General features: G+C 62.0%; 16 protein-coding genes and 1 pseudogene. 9 read left to right on the top strand and 8 right to left on the bottom strand.

Going from position 1 to position 18,032, the window contains the following annotated elements:
- Positions 1-54 precede the first annotated feature (54 nt).
- From ACWKWE_RS12555 to ACWKWE_RS12540, 4 genes and pseudogenes are all read right to left on the bottom strand, one after another.
- Complete coding sequence (locus tag ACWKWE_RS12555) at positions 55-669, bottom strand: LbetaH domain-containing protein (RefSeq protein ID WP_166595128.1); 615 nt, start codon at positions 667-669, stop codon at positions 55-57.
- Positions 666-1,910 (bottom strand): D-mannose isomerase, encoded by a 1,245-nt coding sequence (locus tag ACWKWE_RS12550; RefSeq protein ID WP_483850695.1) that lies wholly within the window; start codon positions 1,908-1,910, stop codon positions 666-668. The genes ACWKWE_RS12555 and ACWKWE_RS12550 overlap by 4 nt, the downstream gene beginning before the upstream one ends.
- Positions 1,911-2,083: 173 nt before the next feature.
- Positions 2,084-2,947 carry a methyl-accepting chemotaxis protein gene (locus ACWKWE_RS12545; RefSeq protein ID WP_444860685.1) on the bottom strand — a complete coding sequence of 288 codons (864 nt, stop codon included), beginning with the start codon at positions 2,945-2,947 and terminating at the stop codon, positions 2,084-2,086.
- Positions 2,942-3,709 (bottom strand): annotated as a pseudogene (locus ACWKWE_RS12540) (MCP four helix bundle domain-containing protein); the annotation flags it as partial. The pseudogene ACWKWE_RS12540 and the gene ACWKWE_RS12545, both read right to left, overlap by 6 nt.
- A gap of 183 nt (positions 3,710-3,892) precedes the next feature.
- Here ACWKWE_RS12540 and ACWKWE_RS12535 point away from each other — a divergent pair.
- The 3 genes from ACWKWE_RS12535 (at position 3,893) to ACWKWE_RS12525 (ending at position 6,320) form a co-directional block, all read left to right on the top strand.
- On the top strand, positions 3,893-4,381 hold the full coding sequence (locus ACWKWE_RS12535) for a GFA family protein (RefSeq protein ID WP_166595125.1): 489 nt from the start codon (positions 3,893-3,895) through the stop codon (positions 4,379-4,381).
- Between the two features lie 183 nt (positions 4,382-4,564).
- Complete coding sequence (locus ACWKWE_RS12530) at positions 4,565-6,118, top strand: FAD-dependent oxidoreductase (protein ID WP_483850694.1); 1,554 nt, start codon at positions 4,565-4,567, stop codon at positions 6,116-6,118.
- Between the two features lie 37 nt (positions 6,119-6,155).
- Positions 6,156-6,320, top strand: a complete 165-nt coding sequence (locus tag ACWKWE_RS12525; protein ID WP_166595123.1) for a hypothetical protein — start codon at positions 6,156-6,158, stop codon at positions 6,318-6,320.
- Between the two features lie 183 nt (positions 6,321-6,503).
- On the opposite strand, the gene ACWKWE_RS12520 is transcribed toward ACWKWE_RS12525, so the two are convergent.
- The gene (locus ACWKWE_RS12520; protein WP_483850693.1) at positions 6,504-7,601 is read right to left on the bottom strand and encodes an MBL fold metallo-hydrolase; all 1,098 of its coding nucleotides are present in this window, start codon (positions 7,599-7,601) and stop codon (positions 6,504-6,506) included.
- A 218-nt stretch (positions 7,602-7,819) separates the two neighbouring features.
- On the opposite strand from ACWKWE_RS12520, the gene ACWKWE_RS12515 reads away from it, so the two are divergent.
- Positions 7,820-8,449, top strand: coding sequence for a TetR/AcrR family transcriptional regulator (locus ACWKWE_RS12515; protein WP_166595121.1), 630 nt, complete (start codon positions 7,820-7,822; stop codon positions 8,447-8,449).
- Here the strand turns inward: ACWKWE_RS12515 and ACWKWE_RS12510 are convergent.
- Positions 8,446-9,123, bottom strand: a complete 678-nt coding sequence (locus ACWKWE_RS12510) for a DJ-1/PfpI family protein (protein ID WP_483850692.1) — start codon at positions 9,121-9,123, stop codon at positions 8,446-8,448. The genes ACWKWE_RS12515 and ACWKWE_RS12510 overlap by 4 nt on opposite strands.
- Before the next feature lie 111 nt (positions 9,124-9,234).
- Between ACWKWE_RS12510 and ACWKWE_RS12505 the strand changes: the two genes are divergently transcribed.
- The 4 genes from ACWKWE_RS12505 to ACWKWE_RS12490 all read left to right on the top strand — a co-directional run bounded on the left by ACWKWE_RS12505 (position 9,235) and on the right by ACWKWE_RS12490 (position 14,278).
- On the top strand, positions 9,235-10,215 hold the full coding sequence (locus ACWKWE_RS12505) for a GlxA family transcriptional regulator (RefSeq protein ID WP_483850691.1): 981 nt from the start codon (positions 9,235-9,237) through the stop codon (positions 10,213-10,215).
- A 385-nt stretch (positions 10,216-10,600) separates the two neighbouring features.
- Positions 10,601-11,950 (top strand): GntT/GntP/DsdX family permease, encoded by a 1,350-nt coding sequence (locus tag ACWKWE_RS12500; protein WP_166595118.1) that lies wholly within the window; start codon positions 10,601-10,603, stop codon positions 11,948-11,950.
- On the top strand, positions 11,951-12,811 hold the full coding sequence (locus tag ACWKWE_RS12495) for a MurR/RpiR family transcriptional regulator (RefSeq protein WP_483850690.1): 861 nt from the start codon (positions 11,951-11,953) through the stop codon (positions 12,809-12,811).
- Positions 12,812-12,814: 3 nt separating this feature from the next.
- Positions 12,815-14,278, top strand: a complete 1,464-nt coding sequence (locus ACWKWE_RS12490; protein ID WP_483850689.1) for an N-acyl-D-amino-acid deacylase family protein — start codon at positions 12,815-12,817, stop codon at positions 14,276-14,278.
- Between the two features lie 120 nt (positions 14,279-14,398).
- Here the strand turns inward: ACWKWE_RS12490 and fahA are convergent, their stop codons facing one another.
- Together fahA and hmgA are read right to left on the bottom strand one after the other, a co-directional pair.
- On the bottom strand, positions 14,399-15,697 hold the full coding sequence (gene fahA, locus ACWKWE_RS12485) for a fumarylacetoacetase (protein WP_483850688.1): 1,299 nt from the start codon (positions 15,695-15,697) through the stop codon (positions 14,399-14,401).
- Positions 15,694-17,013, bottom strand: a complete 1,320-nt coding sequence (gene hmgA / locus ACWKWE_RS12480) for a homogentisate 1,2-dioxygenase (protein ID WP_483850687.1) — start codon at positions 17,011-17,013, stop codon at positions 15,694-15,696. Before hmgA ends, fahA begins: the two co-directional genes overlap by 4 nt.
- Before the next feature lie 107 nt (positions 17,014-17,120).
- Between hmgA and ACWKWE_RS12475 the strand changes: the two genes are divergently transcribed.
- Positions 17,121-17,912 carry an IclR family transcriptional regulator gene (locus ACWKWE_RS12475; protein ID WP_166595113.1) on the top strand — a complete coding sequence of 264 codons (792 nt, stop codon included), beginning with the start codon at positions 17,121-17,123 and terminating at the stop codon, positions 17,910-17,912.
- The last annotated feature ends 120 nt before the right edge of the window (positions 17,913-18,032 follow it).

The raw sequence follows: 18,032 nt of genomic DNA, 5'->3' as shown, positions 1-18,032 counted from the left end.
CGCACCGCACCGCTGTCCACTTGCAGCTTGCAGCTCACCACTCACCGCTGCTTTTCACCGCTGCTGTTCACTGTCAAACACTTCCCCGCGCCGGATGATCGTGGCCTTCGCCAATAATGCCCCCGGCGCGAGCACAGCGTTGGCGCCGAGGCGGGAGCGGTCGCCGATCAGCGCGCCGAATTTGTCGCAGCCCGTGGCACGCAGACGGCCGTCGACGCGCACGCGAACTTCCTTGTCGTCGCGCTCGTTGCGGTAATTGCAGACGATGCTGCCCGCCTCCAGATTCACCCCCGCGCCCAGCACCGAATCCCCCACAAAATTGAAGTGCGCGAGCTTGGTGCCATCGAAGACGAACGAGGTTTTCAGCTCCGCGCCGGGACCGAAGATGCAGCGCTCACCCACCCAGCAACCACCCCGCAGGTACGCGCCGCTGGCGACGAAGCATTCAGGGCCAATGATCAATGGCCCTTTGAGCACCGCCCCCTCCTCGACCACCACCGTTTTGTGAACGGCAATGTCGCCACGGATTTCGTAGTCGTCGCCCAGCGTCACCAACAGTTCGCGAATGATTTCAGGGGCACGGCTGACCAGTTCCCACGGCGTGAGCGAGGCCCAGCGCGACAGGGCTGAGGTGTCCAGCGATTCGATAAAGTCGCCGATGCGGATCATTGCAAACGCTCCAGCGCCGTGGCGAGGCTTTGCGCCAGCGGCAAGACGGGCAACAACGTCGCCTGGTACGCGTGATACAGGTCAGGCTTGCCCGGCCAGATATCAGCGCTCGGCTGATTTTGCGGATTCAGCTCATGGCGCCAGCTGCCGTGTTCGCGGTCGATGAACAGGGTTTCGTTGAATTCCCAGAAGGTCCGATACCAGGTTTCGTATTGCTGCTCGCCGGTGCGCTGAAGCAAGGCGGCCGACGCGGCGGCGGCTTCGGCGTGGGTCCAGTGCAGACGATGACGCACCACCGGGCGATTATCCCAGTCCAGCGTATACACGATGCCCGGCGCGCCATCGACGTCCCAGCCAAAGCGGCACGCGTTTTCGAACAGCAGCCGTGCGTCCTCCAGCAGCCAGGCCGGGGAGTCCAGTTTCGCCGCCTGACGCGCCGCTTCCAGGTGGAGCACCAGCCGCGCCCATTCGAAGGCATGGCCCGGCGTCGTGCCATAGGGGCGGAAGCCGTCGTCCGGCTTGTCGGCGTTGTACTCCGGCACCGGCTGCCATTGCAGGGTGAAATGCTCGATGACTTGATGATGATTGGCGGCGGCGTGCTGATGAATCACCCGCTCGACAATGCTCAGCGCCCGGTCCAGCCAGCGCGCATCGCCGGTGACATCGGCCAGGGCCAGAAACGCCTCCGTGCTGTGCATGTTGCTGTTGGCGCCGCGGTAGGCTTCTTCGTCGCTCCAGTCCCGGGCGAAGGACTCGCGCATGGCGCCTTCTTCTTCGCTCCAGAAGTGCTGGCTGATGACCTGAATCGCCTGATCGAGCAAAGCCTTGGCGCCGGGGCGCTGGGCAACGACCGCAGAAGAAGCGGCCAGCGCAACGAAAGCATGCAGATAGGCAGCTTTACCCGTGCTGCCGCCTTTATCGAGGGGCTTGTCGAACCAGCCGCCATGCTCGGCATCCCGCAGCGGTCCCGCCAGCGCCGCAACGCCATGGTCGACCAGCTCGGCGCAACCAGGAATGCCATTGATGTGAGCGAGGGCAAAGCTATGGGTCATGCGGGCGGTGTTCATGGTTTCCGCGACGGCGTCGGCGGGCAACCGTCCCTGCTCGTCCAGATTGCCGAAGCCCTGAGGCAGCCTGGCCGCCTTGGCGAACGCCAACAGGCGATTGCCCTCCTGTGCCAACCACGCCTTGTGTCCAGGGGCGCGCAACCAACTGCTGAAACCGCGATTCACATCATCCATTGCCTTGTCACCTATCTGCTCGGCAGGTTCAGCCCGCCAGGAATTATTAGTCGGGGAGAATCATGCAAGCCAACGCCGGGTCAGGCAAGTGAATGAGGTGAATCCTTTAAGCAGCGCTTGCCAGAGGGAGCGCTGACATGCGCCAAACCGCAGAGGCGACATCAGCAACACGATCACACGCGAAACCGCGTCACCACTTGGTTCAACTCCCCCGCCAGGCGCGACAGCTCGGTGCTCGACGCGCTGATCTGGTTGGCACCGGAGGACGACTGTTGCGACAGGTCGCGGATGTTGACGATGTTGCGGTCCACTTCCCGCGCCACTTGCGCCTGTTCTTCCGCGGCGCTGGCGATGACCAGGTTGCGTTCGGAAATCTGGTTGATCGACGAGGTGATGCGGGTCAGCGACTCCCCCGCGCCTTGCGCCAGTTCCAGCGTTTCCGTCGCCCGCGTGCGGCTGACCAACATGGACGCCAGCGCGTCGCTGGAACCGCTGCGCATGGTCGAGACCATCTTGTCGATTTCCAGCGTCGATTGTTGGGTGCGATGGGCCAGTGCGCGCACCTCATCGGCGACTACCGCAAAGCCGCGTCCCGACTCCCCGGCGCGTGCGGCCTCGATGGCGGCGTTCAGCGCCAGCAGATTGGTTTGCTCAGCGATGGAGCGAATCACGTCCAGCACCTTGCCGATGTCCTGGGACTGATCGGCCAGGGTCTGCACCAGTACCGAGGTGTGTTGCACGTTGCTGGAGAGGTTCTGGATCGAGGTCACGGTTTCAATCACCCGCGCTTGCCCGTCTTGCGCCGCGTCGTTGGATTCGCTGGACGCCTGGGACGTGGACACCGCGTTGCGCGCCACTTCTTCCACGGCAGAGGTCATTTCGTTGACTGCCGTCGCGGCCTGCTCGATTTCCGCGTTCTGTCGATTGAGCCCGCGATGGCTGTCTTCGGTGACCGTATTGAGTGCGGTGGCGGCCGAGGCCAATTGGCTAGCAGAACTGCCGATCAGGCTCAAGGTGCCGCGCAGATTGGTTTGCATCAGACGCAGCGCGGTCAGCAGACGCGTGACCTCATCCTTGCCTTCGACGCGAATGTCATGGGTCAGATCGCCCTTGGCGACGAATTCCGCCGCCGTTACCGCTTCTTCCAGCGGCTGGATGATGCTGCGGGTCAGCCACAGGGCCAGGATGACGGTCGCCAGCGCTGCGATCAGCACGAACACCAACACCACATTGCGCGAGGCGCGGTACTGAGACTCTGCAGCCTTGCCTTCCTGTTCGACCTGCTGCGAATAGAAGTCCGTCAGGTCGCCGAGCTGCGCGCCCGAATTATCGACGGCGGTTTTCATGTCCACCAGCAGCAACGTGTTCATGGCTTTCGTATCGCCACTTTCCGCCAACACGAACGACTGGCTCAGGCCACGCTGGTAATCGGCCAGCGTACTGCGGAATTTGTCGTACAACACCTTCTCTTCAGGGGTGTCGATGAACGTGTCGAGGGTCCCCAGTTTGTCAGTCAGCACCTTGACCCGTGCGTCCATCTGGCCCTTATACGTGCCGACGCTCTTGGGGTCGGTGTCCAGCGCCATGCGCAGCGAAATCGTGCGGATGCGCAACATGGCTTCGCGAATCTCGCTGACCAGCCGCATGCTCGGCATCCAGTTGCTCTCGACCGCCACCTCGCTCTGACGGATGGTGGACATCTGGCTTAATGCAAACCAGCCCAGCAACGCGACGAGCAGGGAAATCAGGGTAAAACCGAGGCCCGCACGTCGGGCGATGGTGAGGTTGCGTAGGTTCATGACCGTAGGCTCATTATTGTGGGGGCAGTGATCGCAGTTGTCGTACGACCTCTGCTTATCGACGTGTAGCGGGGCTTCTTTAGCGAACACTTCATGAAACATCCGATCGAGCGTTCGGGGAAACCTTGGGCCAGTGCGAGGTCTAGACCTATGAGTCAACCCCAGTGAGAACGGAGGCCCATCATGCATCTGGAAGGTTCCTGCCATTGCGGCGCGGTGGAGTTCAGCCTGAACAGCGCCCACCCCTACCCCTATCAACGCTGCTATTGCTCGATCTGCCGCAAGACTCAAGGCGGAGGCGGCTATGCCATCAATCTCGGTGGCGACGCCAAAAGCCTGAAGGTCAAAGGCAAAAGCAGCATCGCCATCTACCACGCAAAAATGCGCGACGATGAACACAAACACGTGCACACCAGCAGCGCCGAGCGGCATTTCTGTAAGCAGTGTGGCAGTGCATTGTGGCTGTTCAGCCCGGAATGGCCGGAGCTGATTCACCCGTTCGCCTCCGCCATCGACACGCCCCTGCCCACCCCGCCCGAGCACACGCACCTGCTGCTCGACTCCAAGGCGTCGTGGGTCGAAGTCCAGGCCGGCCCGAAGGATCAGCAGTTCGAACAGTATCCGGAAGAGTCGATTGCCGACTGGCATCAGCGCCTGGGTTTAGAGCGGTGAGTGACGAGCTGCAAGCGGCAAGCTAAAAGCAGCGCTCAAGATGCTCACGATTGCGTTTTTGCTTGCAGCTTGTAGCTTGCTGCTCGTAGCTGGCACCTTGCCACTCGAAGCTTGCAGCTGAAAAATCGGTGAACCTCTATTGAGCCCGCCGACTCCCAACAGAAAGCCTGGGAGGAATTGAACATGGCAATGCATCGAGTCGCAATCCTGGCCGATCTTCGTCGAGATCGCGGGATTCAGGTTGAAGCAGGCGAGAAAAAAGTCGTACTGGTGCGCCATGGCGATGAGGTTCGCGCTTATCAGGCGGAGTGCCCTCACGCGGGCGCCCCTTTGGCCGACGGCGCGGTGTGTAACGGCCATTTGATCTGTCCGTGGCACAAAGCAGAATTTGCCATTTCCGACGGGCATCTGTGCGAACCGCCTGCGCTGGACGCCCTGACCCGCTACCCGCTGCAAGTGATCGACGATCAGATTCACGTCGACGATCAGGCGCTATCTGTCGAGCACGACACCCGCCCCGACGACGACCGCTGCTTTGTCATCATCGGCGCCGGTGCCGCCGGAACGGCCGCCGCGTGTGCGCTGCGGGAAAAAGGCTTCAATGGCCGCTTGTTGCTCGTGGACCGGGAGGTTGCGCCGGGTTACGACCGGACGGCGCTGAGCAAATTCGTACTCGCGGCCGACATGCGCCCCGACGAAACCCCGCCCCTTCGCGACGACACGTTTTACGATGAAAACCACATCGAGCGTATCGAAGGCGAGGTCATGAAGCTGGACGTCGTCAACAAGCGTCTGACCCTGTCAGACGGCCGCCGCTTTGCCTACGACGCCGTACTGATTACCACCGGCGGCGAACCTCGCGCCCTGCCGTTGATTGGCGCGGACCTGCCGCAAGTCCTGACCCTGCGTTCCCGTGACGATGCAAAGAAAATCCTCGCCGCTGCCAAGCCGGGCAAACAGGCACTGATCGTCGGCGACAGCTTCATCGGCCTGGAAGCCGCGTCTGCGCTGCGCAAGCACGGGGTTAACGTGACCGTGCTCGCCCACCATGAAGTGCCGTTCGCCGATCAATTGGGCGAGCGAATCGGCAAGGCGTTGCGCGCCCTTCATGAACAAAACGGTGTGCTGTTCCGCACCCATGTGGACATCAGCCGCTTTGAAGGCGAAGGCCATGGCGGCAAAAAACCTCTGGAAACTGCCGTTCTGAACAACGGTGAGCGGCTGCCGGTTGACCTCGCACTGATCGGCATTGGCGTCTCTCCATCCACGCAATTTGTCGACGGCCTGCAACTGGAAGAAGACGGTTCGGTGAGCGTGGACTCAGGCATGAAAGCAGGCAGGGACGTGTGGGCGGCGGGCGACATTGCCACCTTCCCGATCAACGGCCAGCCCCTGCGGATCGAACACTGGCGATTGGCGCAACAGCAGGCTCGGATCGCCGCAAGCAACATGCTGGGCGCTGAAAAACATTACAGCGACGTGCCGTATTTCTGGACCTTCCATTTCGGTAAGCGGCTGGACTATCTGGGTCACGCGGACAGGTGGGACGACATCGTTTACCTCGGCGAACCGGAGACCTTCGAGTTTCTGGCGCTGATCTGCAAGCAAGGGGCCGTTGCTGCCGTGGTCGGTTGCAAGCGCGAACGGGAAGTCGCCCTGCTGGCCGAACGCATGAAACAGCCCTTGTTCAAGGACGAGGCGCTGATGCTGATCAAGCAAATGAGCGAAGGTGCGTGACAACACGCACGACGATCGATTCGAAGGAGACATAGCCATGACGAAAGCCTCAGACCGGGAAGACCTGAAACACGCGCCGGAAAATGCTGGCAAGGTCGGCGAGCAGCACAAACAGGCGAACCAGCAAGGTGAGCAGCCTCGTCATCCTGAGCATCCGAAAGGCCAGGATCAGGACACAGACCGTAACCGCAACAAGCCCTGAGTGCTGACTGAGGTGCGTTGAAGCCTGAGGTCGCGACGATAGGTGGCGCCTGACCCGGACCTGACTGTGGGAGTGAATTTATTCACGAAGCGATATAACAGCCGATCTTTCTCTGTCGCCTGATCCATCGTTCGCGAATGAATTCGCTCCTACAGAAGATCTTCACCGGGCTATCTGGCTGACTTACCCGCGGCTCGCGGCCTGCTGTCGGTTGCATCGCCGACTGTGGCGACGCTTCGCCGGGGTCTCCGACGCTTTTTCGACTTTCATCCACCACGCCTCGCCTCGGCTCGGGTAATCGATGTAGAACGGCTGGCCCATTTCCGGTGTGGTGATCGAAATACTACGATCCCAGGCCAGTGCCAGAATCCGGTCGAACGGTTCGTGCCAGGCATGCATCGCCAGGTCGAACGTACCGTTGTGGATCGGCAACAGCCATTTGCCGCGCACATCGATGTGGGCTTGCAGGGTTTCTTCCGGCTGCATGTGCACGTCTGGCCAGTCGACGTTGTAGGCGCCGGTTTCCATGAGCGTCAGGTCGAACGGGCCGTACTCCTCGCCGATCAGCTTGAAGCCCGCGTGGTAGCCGGTGTCACCGCTGAAGAAAATCCGTTGCTCGCCATCGAGCATCACCCACGAACACCACAGCGTCTGGTTGCCGTCGCGCAGGCTGCGCCCGGAGAAATGCTGGGCGGGCGTGGCGACGAAGCGAATGCCGTGAATCTCCGTCGATTGCCACCAGTTCAGTTGCTGGACCTTCTCGGCCGGCACGCCCCATTCGATCAGCGTGTCGCCCACGCCCAGCGGCGCGATGAAGTGCTCAGCCTTGTCCTTGAGCACCTGGATGCTCATGTGGTCGAGGTGATCGTAGTGGTTGTGCGACAGAATCACCGCCTTCAGTGGCGGCAGGTCTTCGAGGCTGATCGGCGGCTGGTGGAAGCGCTGAGGACCCGCCCACTGAATCGGCGACGCACGCTCGGCGAACACCGGGTCGGTCAGGAAATATTGGTTGCGCAGCTTGAGCAGCACCGTCGAATGGCCCAGGCGGTACACCGTGTTGTTCGGCGCGGCCAACAATTGCTGACGGGACAGCGGCTGAACCGGAATCTCACCCACCGGGCGGGTGTGGCGAGGCTTGTTGACCATGGCGTTCCAGAAAATGCGCAGCGTCTTCAGGAACCCGGAGCGCTGCATCGGCTTCTGGTTGCGGTAGCGGCCCTCCTCGCGAGAAAGAACGGGCAACGGGGAAGCGTTATCGAGGTTTTTTTCGATCGAGGCCATGAGGTGCTGACTCCATGAAACGGGTGGAGGTTTCTGCAACGGCGGACGCGTTGCAGAATGTTGCATACGACGGAAAGAAGTAAGCGAGAAGTTGTAACAGGCTTTTACACTACACAGTGTAGTTTCAAGCTTGCACGAACGGCAAAGAGAAGTAAACTGCTCGGTGTAATTTTCTCGCTGGCGATCATTCCCAGCCTCACCTTTCCAGAAGCGATGCCATGACTGCGCCCCAACGACTGACTGACCGAAAACGTGAATCCATCGTGCAGGCAGCGATTGCCGAATTTCGCGACAACGGTTTCGAGGTCACCAGCATGGACCGCATCGCCGCTCGGGCTGAGGTCTCCAAGCGCACTGTCTACAACCATTTCCCGAGCAAGGAAGAGTTATTCTCGGAAATGCTCCATCGCTTATGGGCACGGGCCACGGCACAGCCTGAAGCCATTTATCGGCCTGGCGTGGCCTTGCGCGATCAACTGCGCGACTTGCTCGACGCCAAGATGAAAACCCTCGCCGACAGCAACTTCCTCGACCTCGCGCGCGTCGCCATCAGCGCCACCATTCACTCCCCCGAACGCGCCCAGGCGTGGGTCAACCGCCTCAACGAACGCGAAGAGACGTTCACTGTCTGGGTGCGAGGCGCCCAGCAGGACGGCCGTTTGAAAGCCGTCGAGCCGGGGTTCGCTGCGTCGCAGATTCACGCGTTGCTCAAGGCGTTCGCGTTCTGGCCGCAGGTCACCCTCAACGAACCGATCCTGACGCCCGAAAAACAGGCGTCCGTGGTGGAGTCGGCGCTGGACCTCTTCCTCTGTTGGTACGAAATACCGTTGCAGGCCCCAACCGTTTAGCGGTTGGCCGCCACGCGCTCTACGATCTGCCGACGCGCCTCCAGCCCAGCGGCCGCACGCTGCTGGGCGAGGGCAAGGATGTGAGCGGGCGCGGTGTCCGGACGACCTGAATCGAACGGCTGCGCGGGTGCGTATTCGATTTGCAGCTGAACGGCCTGCGCGGTGTCTGCATCGAAGAGTTCGCTGATCAGGGTCAGGGCGAAATCGATCCCCGCCGTTACGCCGCCACCGGTCATCAGGTTGCCATCCCGAACGACACGTTCATGAACCGGAATCGCCCCGAATTTCTCCAAGAGGCTGTGAGACGCCCAGTGCGTGGTCGCGCGCTTGCCTTCCAGCAACCCTGCCGCGCCCAGCACCAATGCACCGGTGCAGACCGAGGTCACGTATTGCGCGTTTTTTGCCTGGTGCTGGATGAACGCGAGGGACTCGGCATCTTCCAGCAACGCGTCGATGCCCACGCCGCCGGGCACGCAGATGACGTCAAGGTCCGGGCAGCTTTCATAGGTTTGGGTCGGAATCAGGCTGAGACCGGTGCTTGATAGCAAGGGATCGAGGTTTTTCCAGACCAGGTGCACCGTGACGCCCGGCAGGCTGGCGAACACGTCATAAGGACCGGTGAGGTCGAGTTGTTGAACCTTGGGAAAGACCAGCAGGCCGATGTGCAGGGTCATGAGGGTGGCTCCTGATTGAGTGAAGTGGACGAATTCACTGTAGCGAGATAGGCTCTGGCGGATACGCCATTCAGCCCACATTTTCCGCCAACCCTGTAGTTGAGTCCGGCCATGACCCACGCCCTCAGAGCCATCCATATTCTGGCCTTCCCCAATGTGCAGTTGCTTGATGTGACCGGGCCGTTGCAGGTCTTCGCGTCGGCCAACGAACACGCAGTGGAACAAGGCTTCGAAACCCCGTACGCCCCTGCCGTCATCGCCAGACAAGAAGGCAGCGTCGTGTCTTGGGCGGGCCTGGGTCTGCACACGCAACCCCTGCCCGAAACGCCCTCTGACACCTTGATCATTGCGGGTGGTCGCGGGGTTCACACCGCGTTGAAGGATCAGACGCTGGTGCAATGGGTGCGTGATCAGGCGGCAGGTGCGCGGCGGGTAGCGTCGGTCTGCACTGGCGCCTTTTTGCTGGCGGAAGCGGGGTTGCTGGACGGGCATCGCGTGGTGACCCATTGGGACAGTTGCGACCAACTGGCTCAGCGCTACCCGGCCTTGCAGGTCGACCCCGACCCGATCTTCATCAACGAAGACGCGCTGTGGACCTCGGCAGGCGTGACGGCGGGCATCGACCTGGCACTGGCGATGGTCGAAGCCGATCTTGGACGCCCGGTGGCACTGGCCGTGGCGCGGGACCTGGTGGTGTTCCTCAAACGGCCAGGGGGACAATCGCAGTTCAGCACCGCGCTGTCGATGCAGCACGCCACGCGCAGTCAGGACAGCCGCTTTGGCGATTTGCACGCCTGGATGCTCGACAACCTCGCGAGCGACCTTTCCGTCGCCACCCTCGCCGCCCAAGTGGGCATGAGTGAACGCAGCTTCGTCCGCCATTACCGCGCCCACACCGGCAACACCCCGGCCCGCGCCATCGAACAGCTGCGGGTCGAAGCGGCGCGCCGGTTGTTGGGAGACAGCGCCTTGCCGATCAAACGCATCGCCGACCGTTGCGGATTCGGCACCGAAGAAACCCTGCGCCGCAGCTTCATGCGCGCGGTGGCGGTCACGCCGCAGGCGTATCGGGAGCGGTTTAGTGCGGGGTGAATGTCGCCAATCCCAAGGACGAGCGTAATCCTCCTGTAGGAGCGAATTCATTCGCGAGGCAATGGTGCATCCGAAGAAGACGTGTTGGATGCACCACCGATCGCGAATGAATTCGCTCCTACAGAAGATTGACCGTGCGACGTCGAAAAGAAATTAATTTTCATAAATTGATATTCTTATCAGTTTTCGTGTAGTTTAATTTTCATCACGAACTCAGAGATAAAAATAATGCCTGCCTGTGATCGTCGTTTTTCGACCCCTGCTGCACCCCGCTCCCCTTTCGCAACGCCCACTGCCGAGACCGTTTTCATCGCTGAACCCCGTTCGGACTGACCTCCGCCGTGCTTCCGCCTGACTGACCCTTTTCTCTGCAAGGAATCGTTGCATGCCTCCGTCTACCGGCCTGTCCCTGTTGATCTACGCCGCGATCGCGATCATTGCCCTGATCGTGCTGATCGCCCGTTTTCGTCTCAATCCGTTTGTCGTCATCACTCTGGTGTCGGTGGGCCTGGCGCTGGTCGCCGGGATGCCCGCGACATCGGTGGTCGCCTCCTATGAGGGCGGGGTCGGCAAGACCTTGGGCCACATCGCCTTGGTGGTGGCGCTGGGCACCATGCTTGGCAAGATGATGGCCGAGTCCGGGGGCGCCGAGCGGGTGGCGCGGACGCTGATCGACCGCTTCGGCGAGCGCAATGCCCATTGGGCCATGGTCTGCATCGCCTTTCTGGTGGGGCTGCCGCTGTTCTTCGAAGTGGGCTTTGTGCTGTTGGTGCCGATTGCCTTCACCGTGGCGCGCCGGGTCGGGGTGTCGATTCTGATGGTCGGCCTGCCGATGGTCGCGGGCCTCTCGGTGGTCCATGCACTGGTGCCGCCTCACCCCGCCGCGATGCTGGCAGTCCAGGCCTATCAGGCGTCGGTGGGCCAGACCCTGTTCTACGCGATCCTGGTCGGCATCCCGACGGCAATCATTGCCGGGCCGGTGTACGCAAAATTCATCGCACCGCGCATTCACCTGCCGGACGAAAACCCGCTGGCCAAACAGTTCCTCGACCGCGAACCGCGCAAACAATTGCCCGGTTTCGCGATCACCATGGCGACCATTCTGCTGCCGGTCCTGCTGATGTTGCTGGGGGGCTGGGCCAACCTGCTGTCGACGCCGGGCAGCGCCTTCAACAGCTTTCTCTTGTTCGTCGGCAACTCGGTGATCGCCCTGCTGCTGGCGACCTTGCTGAGTTTCTGGACCTTGGGGATTGCTCAGGGCTTCGGCCGTGATTCGATCCTCAAGTTCACTCAGGAATGTCTGGCGCCGACGGCGAGCATTACACTGTTGGTCGGCGCCGGTGGCGGCCTGAACCGGATTCTGGTGGACAGCGGCGTGACCAACGAAATCGTCGGGCTGGCCCAGGATTTTCACCTCTCCCCACTGCTCATGGGCTGGCTGTTCGCCGCATTGATGCGCATCGCGACCGGCTCGGCCACCGTGGCCATGACCACCGCGTCGGGCATCGTCGCGCCGGTGGCCATGGGCCTGGGTTATCCGCACCCGGAGTTGCTGGTGCTGGCGACGGGCGCGGGTTCGGTGATCTTTTCCCACGTCAACGACGGCGGGTTCTGGCTGATCAAGGAGTATTTCAACATGACCGTGGCACAGACCTTCAAGACCTGGACGGTGTTGGAAACGCTGATTTCGGTGATCGCGTTCCTCCTCACCCTCGGCTTGGCACAGGTGCTCTGAGTGGACATTCTTTACCAAATTCGCGCCCGGCAGGATTCGTTCAGCGCCGGTGAAGGCCGCATTGCCAGGCTGATTCTGAGCGATGTCGCTTTCTCGGCCAGCGCCAGCCTCGACGAGTTGGCCGCCCGTGCCGAAGTCAGCAGCGCCACGCTGTCGCGCTTCGCCCGCTCGGTGGGCTGCAAGGACCTGCGCGATCTGCGCTTGCAACTGGCCCAGGCCAGCGGCGTCGGCAGCCGTTTTCTCAAGCCGGAACAGGCGCCCGAGCAGTCTTCGTTTTTCAGCCAGATCGTCGGCGACATCGAATCGACCCTGCGCCAGCACCTCGCCGGATTCGACGACGCGCGCTTCAAGGCTGCCGTCGCCCTGCTCACCCCCGCGCGCATGATTCACAGCTTCGGCATGGGCGGTTGTTCGAGCCTGTGCAGCGAGGAATTGCAGACCCGTCTCGTCCGTCTTGGCTACCCCATCGCCGCCTGCCGCGACCCGGTGATGATGCGCCTGATCGCCGCCACCCTGGGTCCCGACCACAGCCTCATCGTCTGCTCCTTGAGTGGGCTGACCCCGGAGCTATTGGACGCCGTGACCCTGGCCCGCAGCTACGGCGCGAAGATTCTGGCAATCACCCTCCCCAGCTCGCCACTGGCGGCGTTGGCAGACGTGCTGCTGCCGCTGCAAATCGCCGAAACCAATTTCATCTACAAACCCACGGCGGCGCGCTACGGCATGCTGCTGACCCTCGACGTGCTCGCCACCGAGCTGGCGCTGATCGCCCCTGACGAGAATCAGGAACGCCTGCGCCGCATCAAGCTGGCCCTCGATGATTACCGCGGCGGCGACGACGGCCTGCCGCTTGGAGACTGACCCATGCTTTACGACCTGATCATTCGCGACGCGCTGGTGATCGACGGCAGCGACACGCCGGGCTACCGCGCCGATGTGGCGGTGCATGACGGGCGCATTCAGCGCATCGGAGATTTGAGCGGCGTCTCGGCCCGAGAAAACATCGACGCGGCCGGTCGGGTGCTGGCGCCAGGCTTCATCGATGTGCACACCCACGACGACACGGTGGTGATTCGTCAGCCAGACATGTTGCCGAAAATCACCCAGGGCGTGACCACGGTGATCGTCGGCAACTGCGGGATCAGCGCCTCGCCCGTGACGCTGGCGGGCGACCCTCCTGACCCGATGAACCTGCTGGGCCCGGCGAAGGCATTTGCCTATCCGCGCTTTCGCGATTACCGCGATGCCGTGAACAAGGCCCGTCCGGCGGTCAATGTCGCTGCGCTGATCGGCCATACCGCGCTGCGCAGCAATCATCTGGACGACCTGTTCCGCACCGCCCGCCCGGCAGAAATCCGTGCCATGCGCGAGCAGTTGCGTCAGAGCCTGGAAGACGGCGCGCTGGGGATGTCCACCGGCCTGGCTTACGCCACCGCGTATTCGGCGGAAACCGATGAAGTGAAGCAACTGGCGGAAGAACTGACGGCGTTTGGCGCGGTTTACACCACCCATCTGCGCAGCGAGTTCGAGCCGGTGCTGGAGGCGATGGACGAGGCATTCGACATTGGCCGCCACACCAAATCGCCGGTGGTGATTTCGCACCTGAAATGCGCAGGCGCGGGGAATTGGGGGCGCAGTCCTCAGTTGTTGGCGTCGCTGGAAAACGCCGCGCTGACCCACCCGGTCGGCTGCGATTGTTACCCCTACGCCGCGAGTTCATCGACGCTGGATTTGAAGCAAGTGACCGACGCGTTTCGGATCACCATCACCTGGTCAACGCCGCACCCGGATCAGAGTGGACGTGATTTGAAAGACATTGCCGCCGATTGGGGCTTGTCGCTTCTCGATGCCGCCCGTCAGCTGCAACCGGCGGGCGCGGTGTATTACGGGATGGACGAGAACGATGTGCAGAACATTCTGAAACATCCGCTCTCGATGATCGGCTCCGACGGCCTGCCGGAAGATCCCTTCCCGCACCCCCGTCTCTGGGGCGCGTTTCCACGGGTGTTAGGACATTTCAGTCGCGACCTTGGCCTGTTCCCGCTGCACCGGGCGATCCACAAGATGACCGGACTGACGGCGACACGGTTTGGCCTGCATGAGCGTGGGTTCGTGCGCGAAGGCTATTGGGCGGACCTGGTGCTGTTCAACCCCGAAACGGTGCGAGACGTCGCGAACTTCAAGGAGCCGAAACGCGCGGCAGAAGGTATCGACGGGGTTTGGGTGAACGGGCATTTGAGCTATGCCGATGGCAAACCACTAGGCGAGCGACAAGGCCGGTTTTTGCCCCGGAGCGGGTCGCTGGTGGCAGGCTTTACCCAAACCTGAGACTCGCTGCGCCGGTCACGGCCTTTCGCGAATACATTCGCTCCCACAGAAGAATGCGGTCAACCTGTGGGAGCGAATTCATTCGCGAAGGCGTTGGGTCATCCGGCGACTATTTTCGACCTATCCAAGAATGAGACCTCGGCACTCACCAAACCCGATACTCACCTCGCCATCCTTGCGGCAGCGGGCCTTGAGGATCACTTCATCCCCCGCTTCCAGAAACTTCCGGGTCTCGCCGCTGGGCAACTCGACTGCGTGTTTGCCCCCTTCGGTCATCTCCAGTAGGCTGCCGAACTGCCCCGTCTTTGGCCCCGACAGCGTGCCGGTGCCGAACAGGTCACCCGGCTGCAACTGACAACCGTTGACGCTGTGGTGGGTGACCATTTGGGCGAAGGTCCAGTACATGTTCAGGGTGTTGCTCAACGCCAGACGATGAGGCGGCAAACCCTGCGCCTTCATCTGCGCGGTCAGCAGCAACACTTCCAGTTCGAGGTCCAGCGCGCCCTGCTGCTGATCCTGCTCATTGAACAGATAATCCAGTGGCTTCGGATCACCTTCAGGTCGCTTGGGCTGCGCGGTGCGGAACGGTGCCAGCGCCTCGGCCGTCACCACCCACGGGGAGATCGTGGTGCTGAAGCTCTTGGAAAGAAACGGCCCGAGTGGCTGGTATTCCCAGGCTTGCAAGTCCCGAGCGGACCAGTCGTTGAGCAGGCAAAAACCGGCAATGTGATCACCGGCGTCGGCAATGCCAATCGGCTCACCGGCCTCATTGCCCGGCCCCATCCACACGCCCAGCTCCAGTTCGTAGTCCAGACGTTTGCTGGGCCCGAAGGTCGGTGCCTCAGCGCCAGGCGCGAGGGTCTGGCCGTTAGGGCGTTTGACCGGCGTGCCCGACACACGGAGCGTCGAGGCGCGACCATGGTAGGCAATCGGCACGTACTTGTAGTTCGGCAGCAGCGGGTTGTCCGGACGGAACAGCTTGCCGACGTTCATCGCATGATGAATGCCGACATAGAAATCGGTGTAATCCCCGACCTGTGCAGGCACGTGCAACTGACAGTCGCCCATGGGCACCAGCAATGTCTCACCCAGCGCCTGCAAGCGCTCACGGTGCGGGCTGTTTTCTTCCAGCAGCCCCTGTAACTCGCGACGCAGCGCCTGGCGGGGCGCGGCCCCCAGCGCAAAAAAGGCATTCAGCTGACCGCGGCTGGCCGCCTCGGCGGCTTCCCGGGCCGCGCCGCTGAACAGATCTGCATCGAAGGCGACACGCAAATCAACAATGCATTCACCAATGGCCACGCCACCGCGCCGGTTGCCGTCCGCACGACTGAAGACACCAAATGGCAGGTTCTGCAGCGGGAAATCAGGGTGGTCGTTGGCAGAGGTCACCCAACTGCGCGAGGGATGGGAAGTGCTCATCGTTGGCCGTCCGTATCGAAAGGTTTGAAGGTTCTGGCGATGCCGCTCCAGCAGGCATCGTAGTCGCTTTGCAATTGCGGGCACTCCAGCGCGTGGTGGCTGGGGCGCAAAGGTTTGCCGGTCTCGAACATGAAGGCCATGGTCTGCTCGATCTTGTGCGGCTTGAGGTCAGCCGCCATGGCTTTTTCAGCGGTGGCGTTGTCCGGGCCGTGGGCACTCATGCAGTTGTGCAGCGACACGCCGCCAGGCATGAAGCCTTCGGCTTTGGCGTCGTAGGCGCCGTCGATCAGGCCCATGAATTCGTTCATCAGGTTGCGATGGAACCACGGTGGCCGGAAGGTGTTCTCCGCCACCATCCAGCGTGGCGGGAAGATCACGAAATCGACGTTGGCCTGTCCGTGGGTCGGACCGGGCGAGGTCAACACTGTGAAAATCGACGGGTCCGGGTGGTCGTAGCTGACGGTGCCGATGGTATTGAACAGCCGCAGGTCGTACTTGTACGGCACATTGTTGCCATGCCACGCCACCACGTCGAACGGCGTGTGCTCAAGGGTGGTTTCCCACAGCTCGCCGAGGAACTTCTGCACCAGCACGGTGGGTTGCGCGCTGTTCTCAAAATGCGCGACCGGCGCCAGGAAATCCCGAGGGTTGGCCAGGCCATTGCTGCCAATCGGCCCCAGGTCCGGCAAACGCAGCGGGCTGCCGTGGTTCTCGCACAGGTAGCCCCTCGCCTGCCCGTCGAGCAAGTGCACACTGAATTTCAGCCCGCGCGGGATGACGGCGATTTCCTGCGGCGCGATGTCCAGCAGCCCCAGCTCGGTGATCAGGCGCAAACGGCCCAGTTGCGGAACGATCAGCCACTCGCCGTCAGCGTTGAAGAACGCCCGCTCCATGGACTGATTGGCGGTGTAGATGTAAACGCTGACGCCTTCGGCGTGGTCCGCCGCCGAGGTGCTGGCTAACGCAATCAGGCCGTCGATGAAATCGGTCGGCGCGGTGGGCATGTCGAAGGCGTTCCAGCGCAGGCGATTCGGGGTGATCGGGCCTTGCTGCCCGCCACCGGTGATCTGCCGTTCAAGACGCTCAAAACGCGGGTGCGCGGCGGACGGCGCAATGCGGTACAGCCAGGTGCGACGGGCCTCGGCGCGGGAAACGGTGAAGGCCGTGCCCGAGAATTGCTCGGCGTAGAGCCCGAGAGGATGGCGCTGCGGGGAATTCTGGCCCACCGGCAATCCGCCAGGCACCGCCTCGCTGCTGAATTGATTGCCGAATCCGGACTGGTAGCTCAACGCCTCGACTGCAGGTGGGGTGAACATCTCGACCTCATATTTTTATTTTACGTAACCAGATTACGCATAACGTAATTTGAGTTTGCGCAACGGTCAAGCTATAAGACAGCACTTTCAGACCGGCGCCTTGACCCATGACAGACGATTCCGCATCCCCTGCAATCCCGCGCCAACAGAAGGTGCAGTCCGCCGAAGTGGGCGTTGGCATTCTCAAGGCACTCGCCGAACTGGCTCCCGCCACGTCGCTGTCGAAGCTCGCGGAACACGTCGCCATGCCCGCCAGCAAGGTCCATCGCTATTTACAGGCCCTGGTGGACAGTGGGTTCGCCGAGCAGGACCCGGTCACCAACCATTACCGCCTCGGACGCTCGGCGTTGCAGGTGGGGCTGGCGGCGCTAAGCCAGCTGGACGTGCTGAAAACCAGCGCCTCGGCGTTGATCGAATTGCGCGACGAGCTCAACGAGACCTGCTTTCTGGCGGTGTGGGGCAACAAGGGGCCGACCGTGGTGTACGTCGAGCAATCCTTGGGCGCGGTGACGCTGGTGACCCAGATCGGCTCGGTGCTGCCCCTGCTCAGTTCGTCCACGGGGTTGGTGTTCGATGCGTTTCTCTCGACTGCCGAAACCGCTGCCCTGCGTGAAGCCGAATCGGCCAGCCTCAACGCGAAGCAGCTCAAGGAGATCGACCGCCACCTCAAGGAAATCCGCAGCACCGGCGTGCACCAGATCCACGGGCTGTTGATGGAAGGGGTCAATGCGGTGTCGTCCCCCGTGTTCAGCATGGGGAACAAACTGGCGGGCGTGATCACGGTGGTGGGCTCGGCGTCGGTGTTCACGGATCAACGCCAGACGGCGGCTGCGGGGAAATTGCGGCAGACGGCGCAGATCATCAGCGAGCGGATGGGCGGGGAAATGCCGAAAGGCTAAGCCCCGGGATTCACGCCAGACACAAATCCTGTGGGAGCGAATTCATTCGCGAAACGGTGTTCCTGACGACACATTTTCAGGGTCCGCACGGGCTATTCGCGAATGAATTCGCTCCCACAG

Source organism: Pseudomonas salicis, from assembly GCF_057128705.1.
Note: the sequence above shows the minus strand (reverse complement) of the source record. Positions and strands in the feature narration are given on the sequence as shown.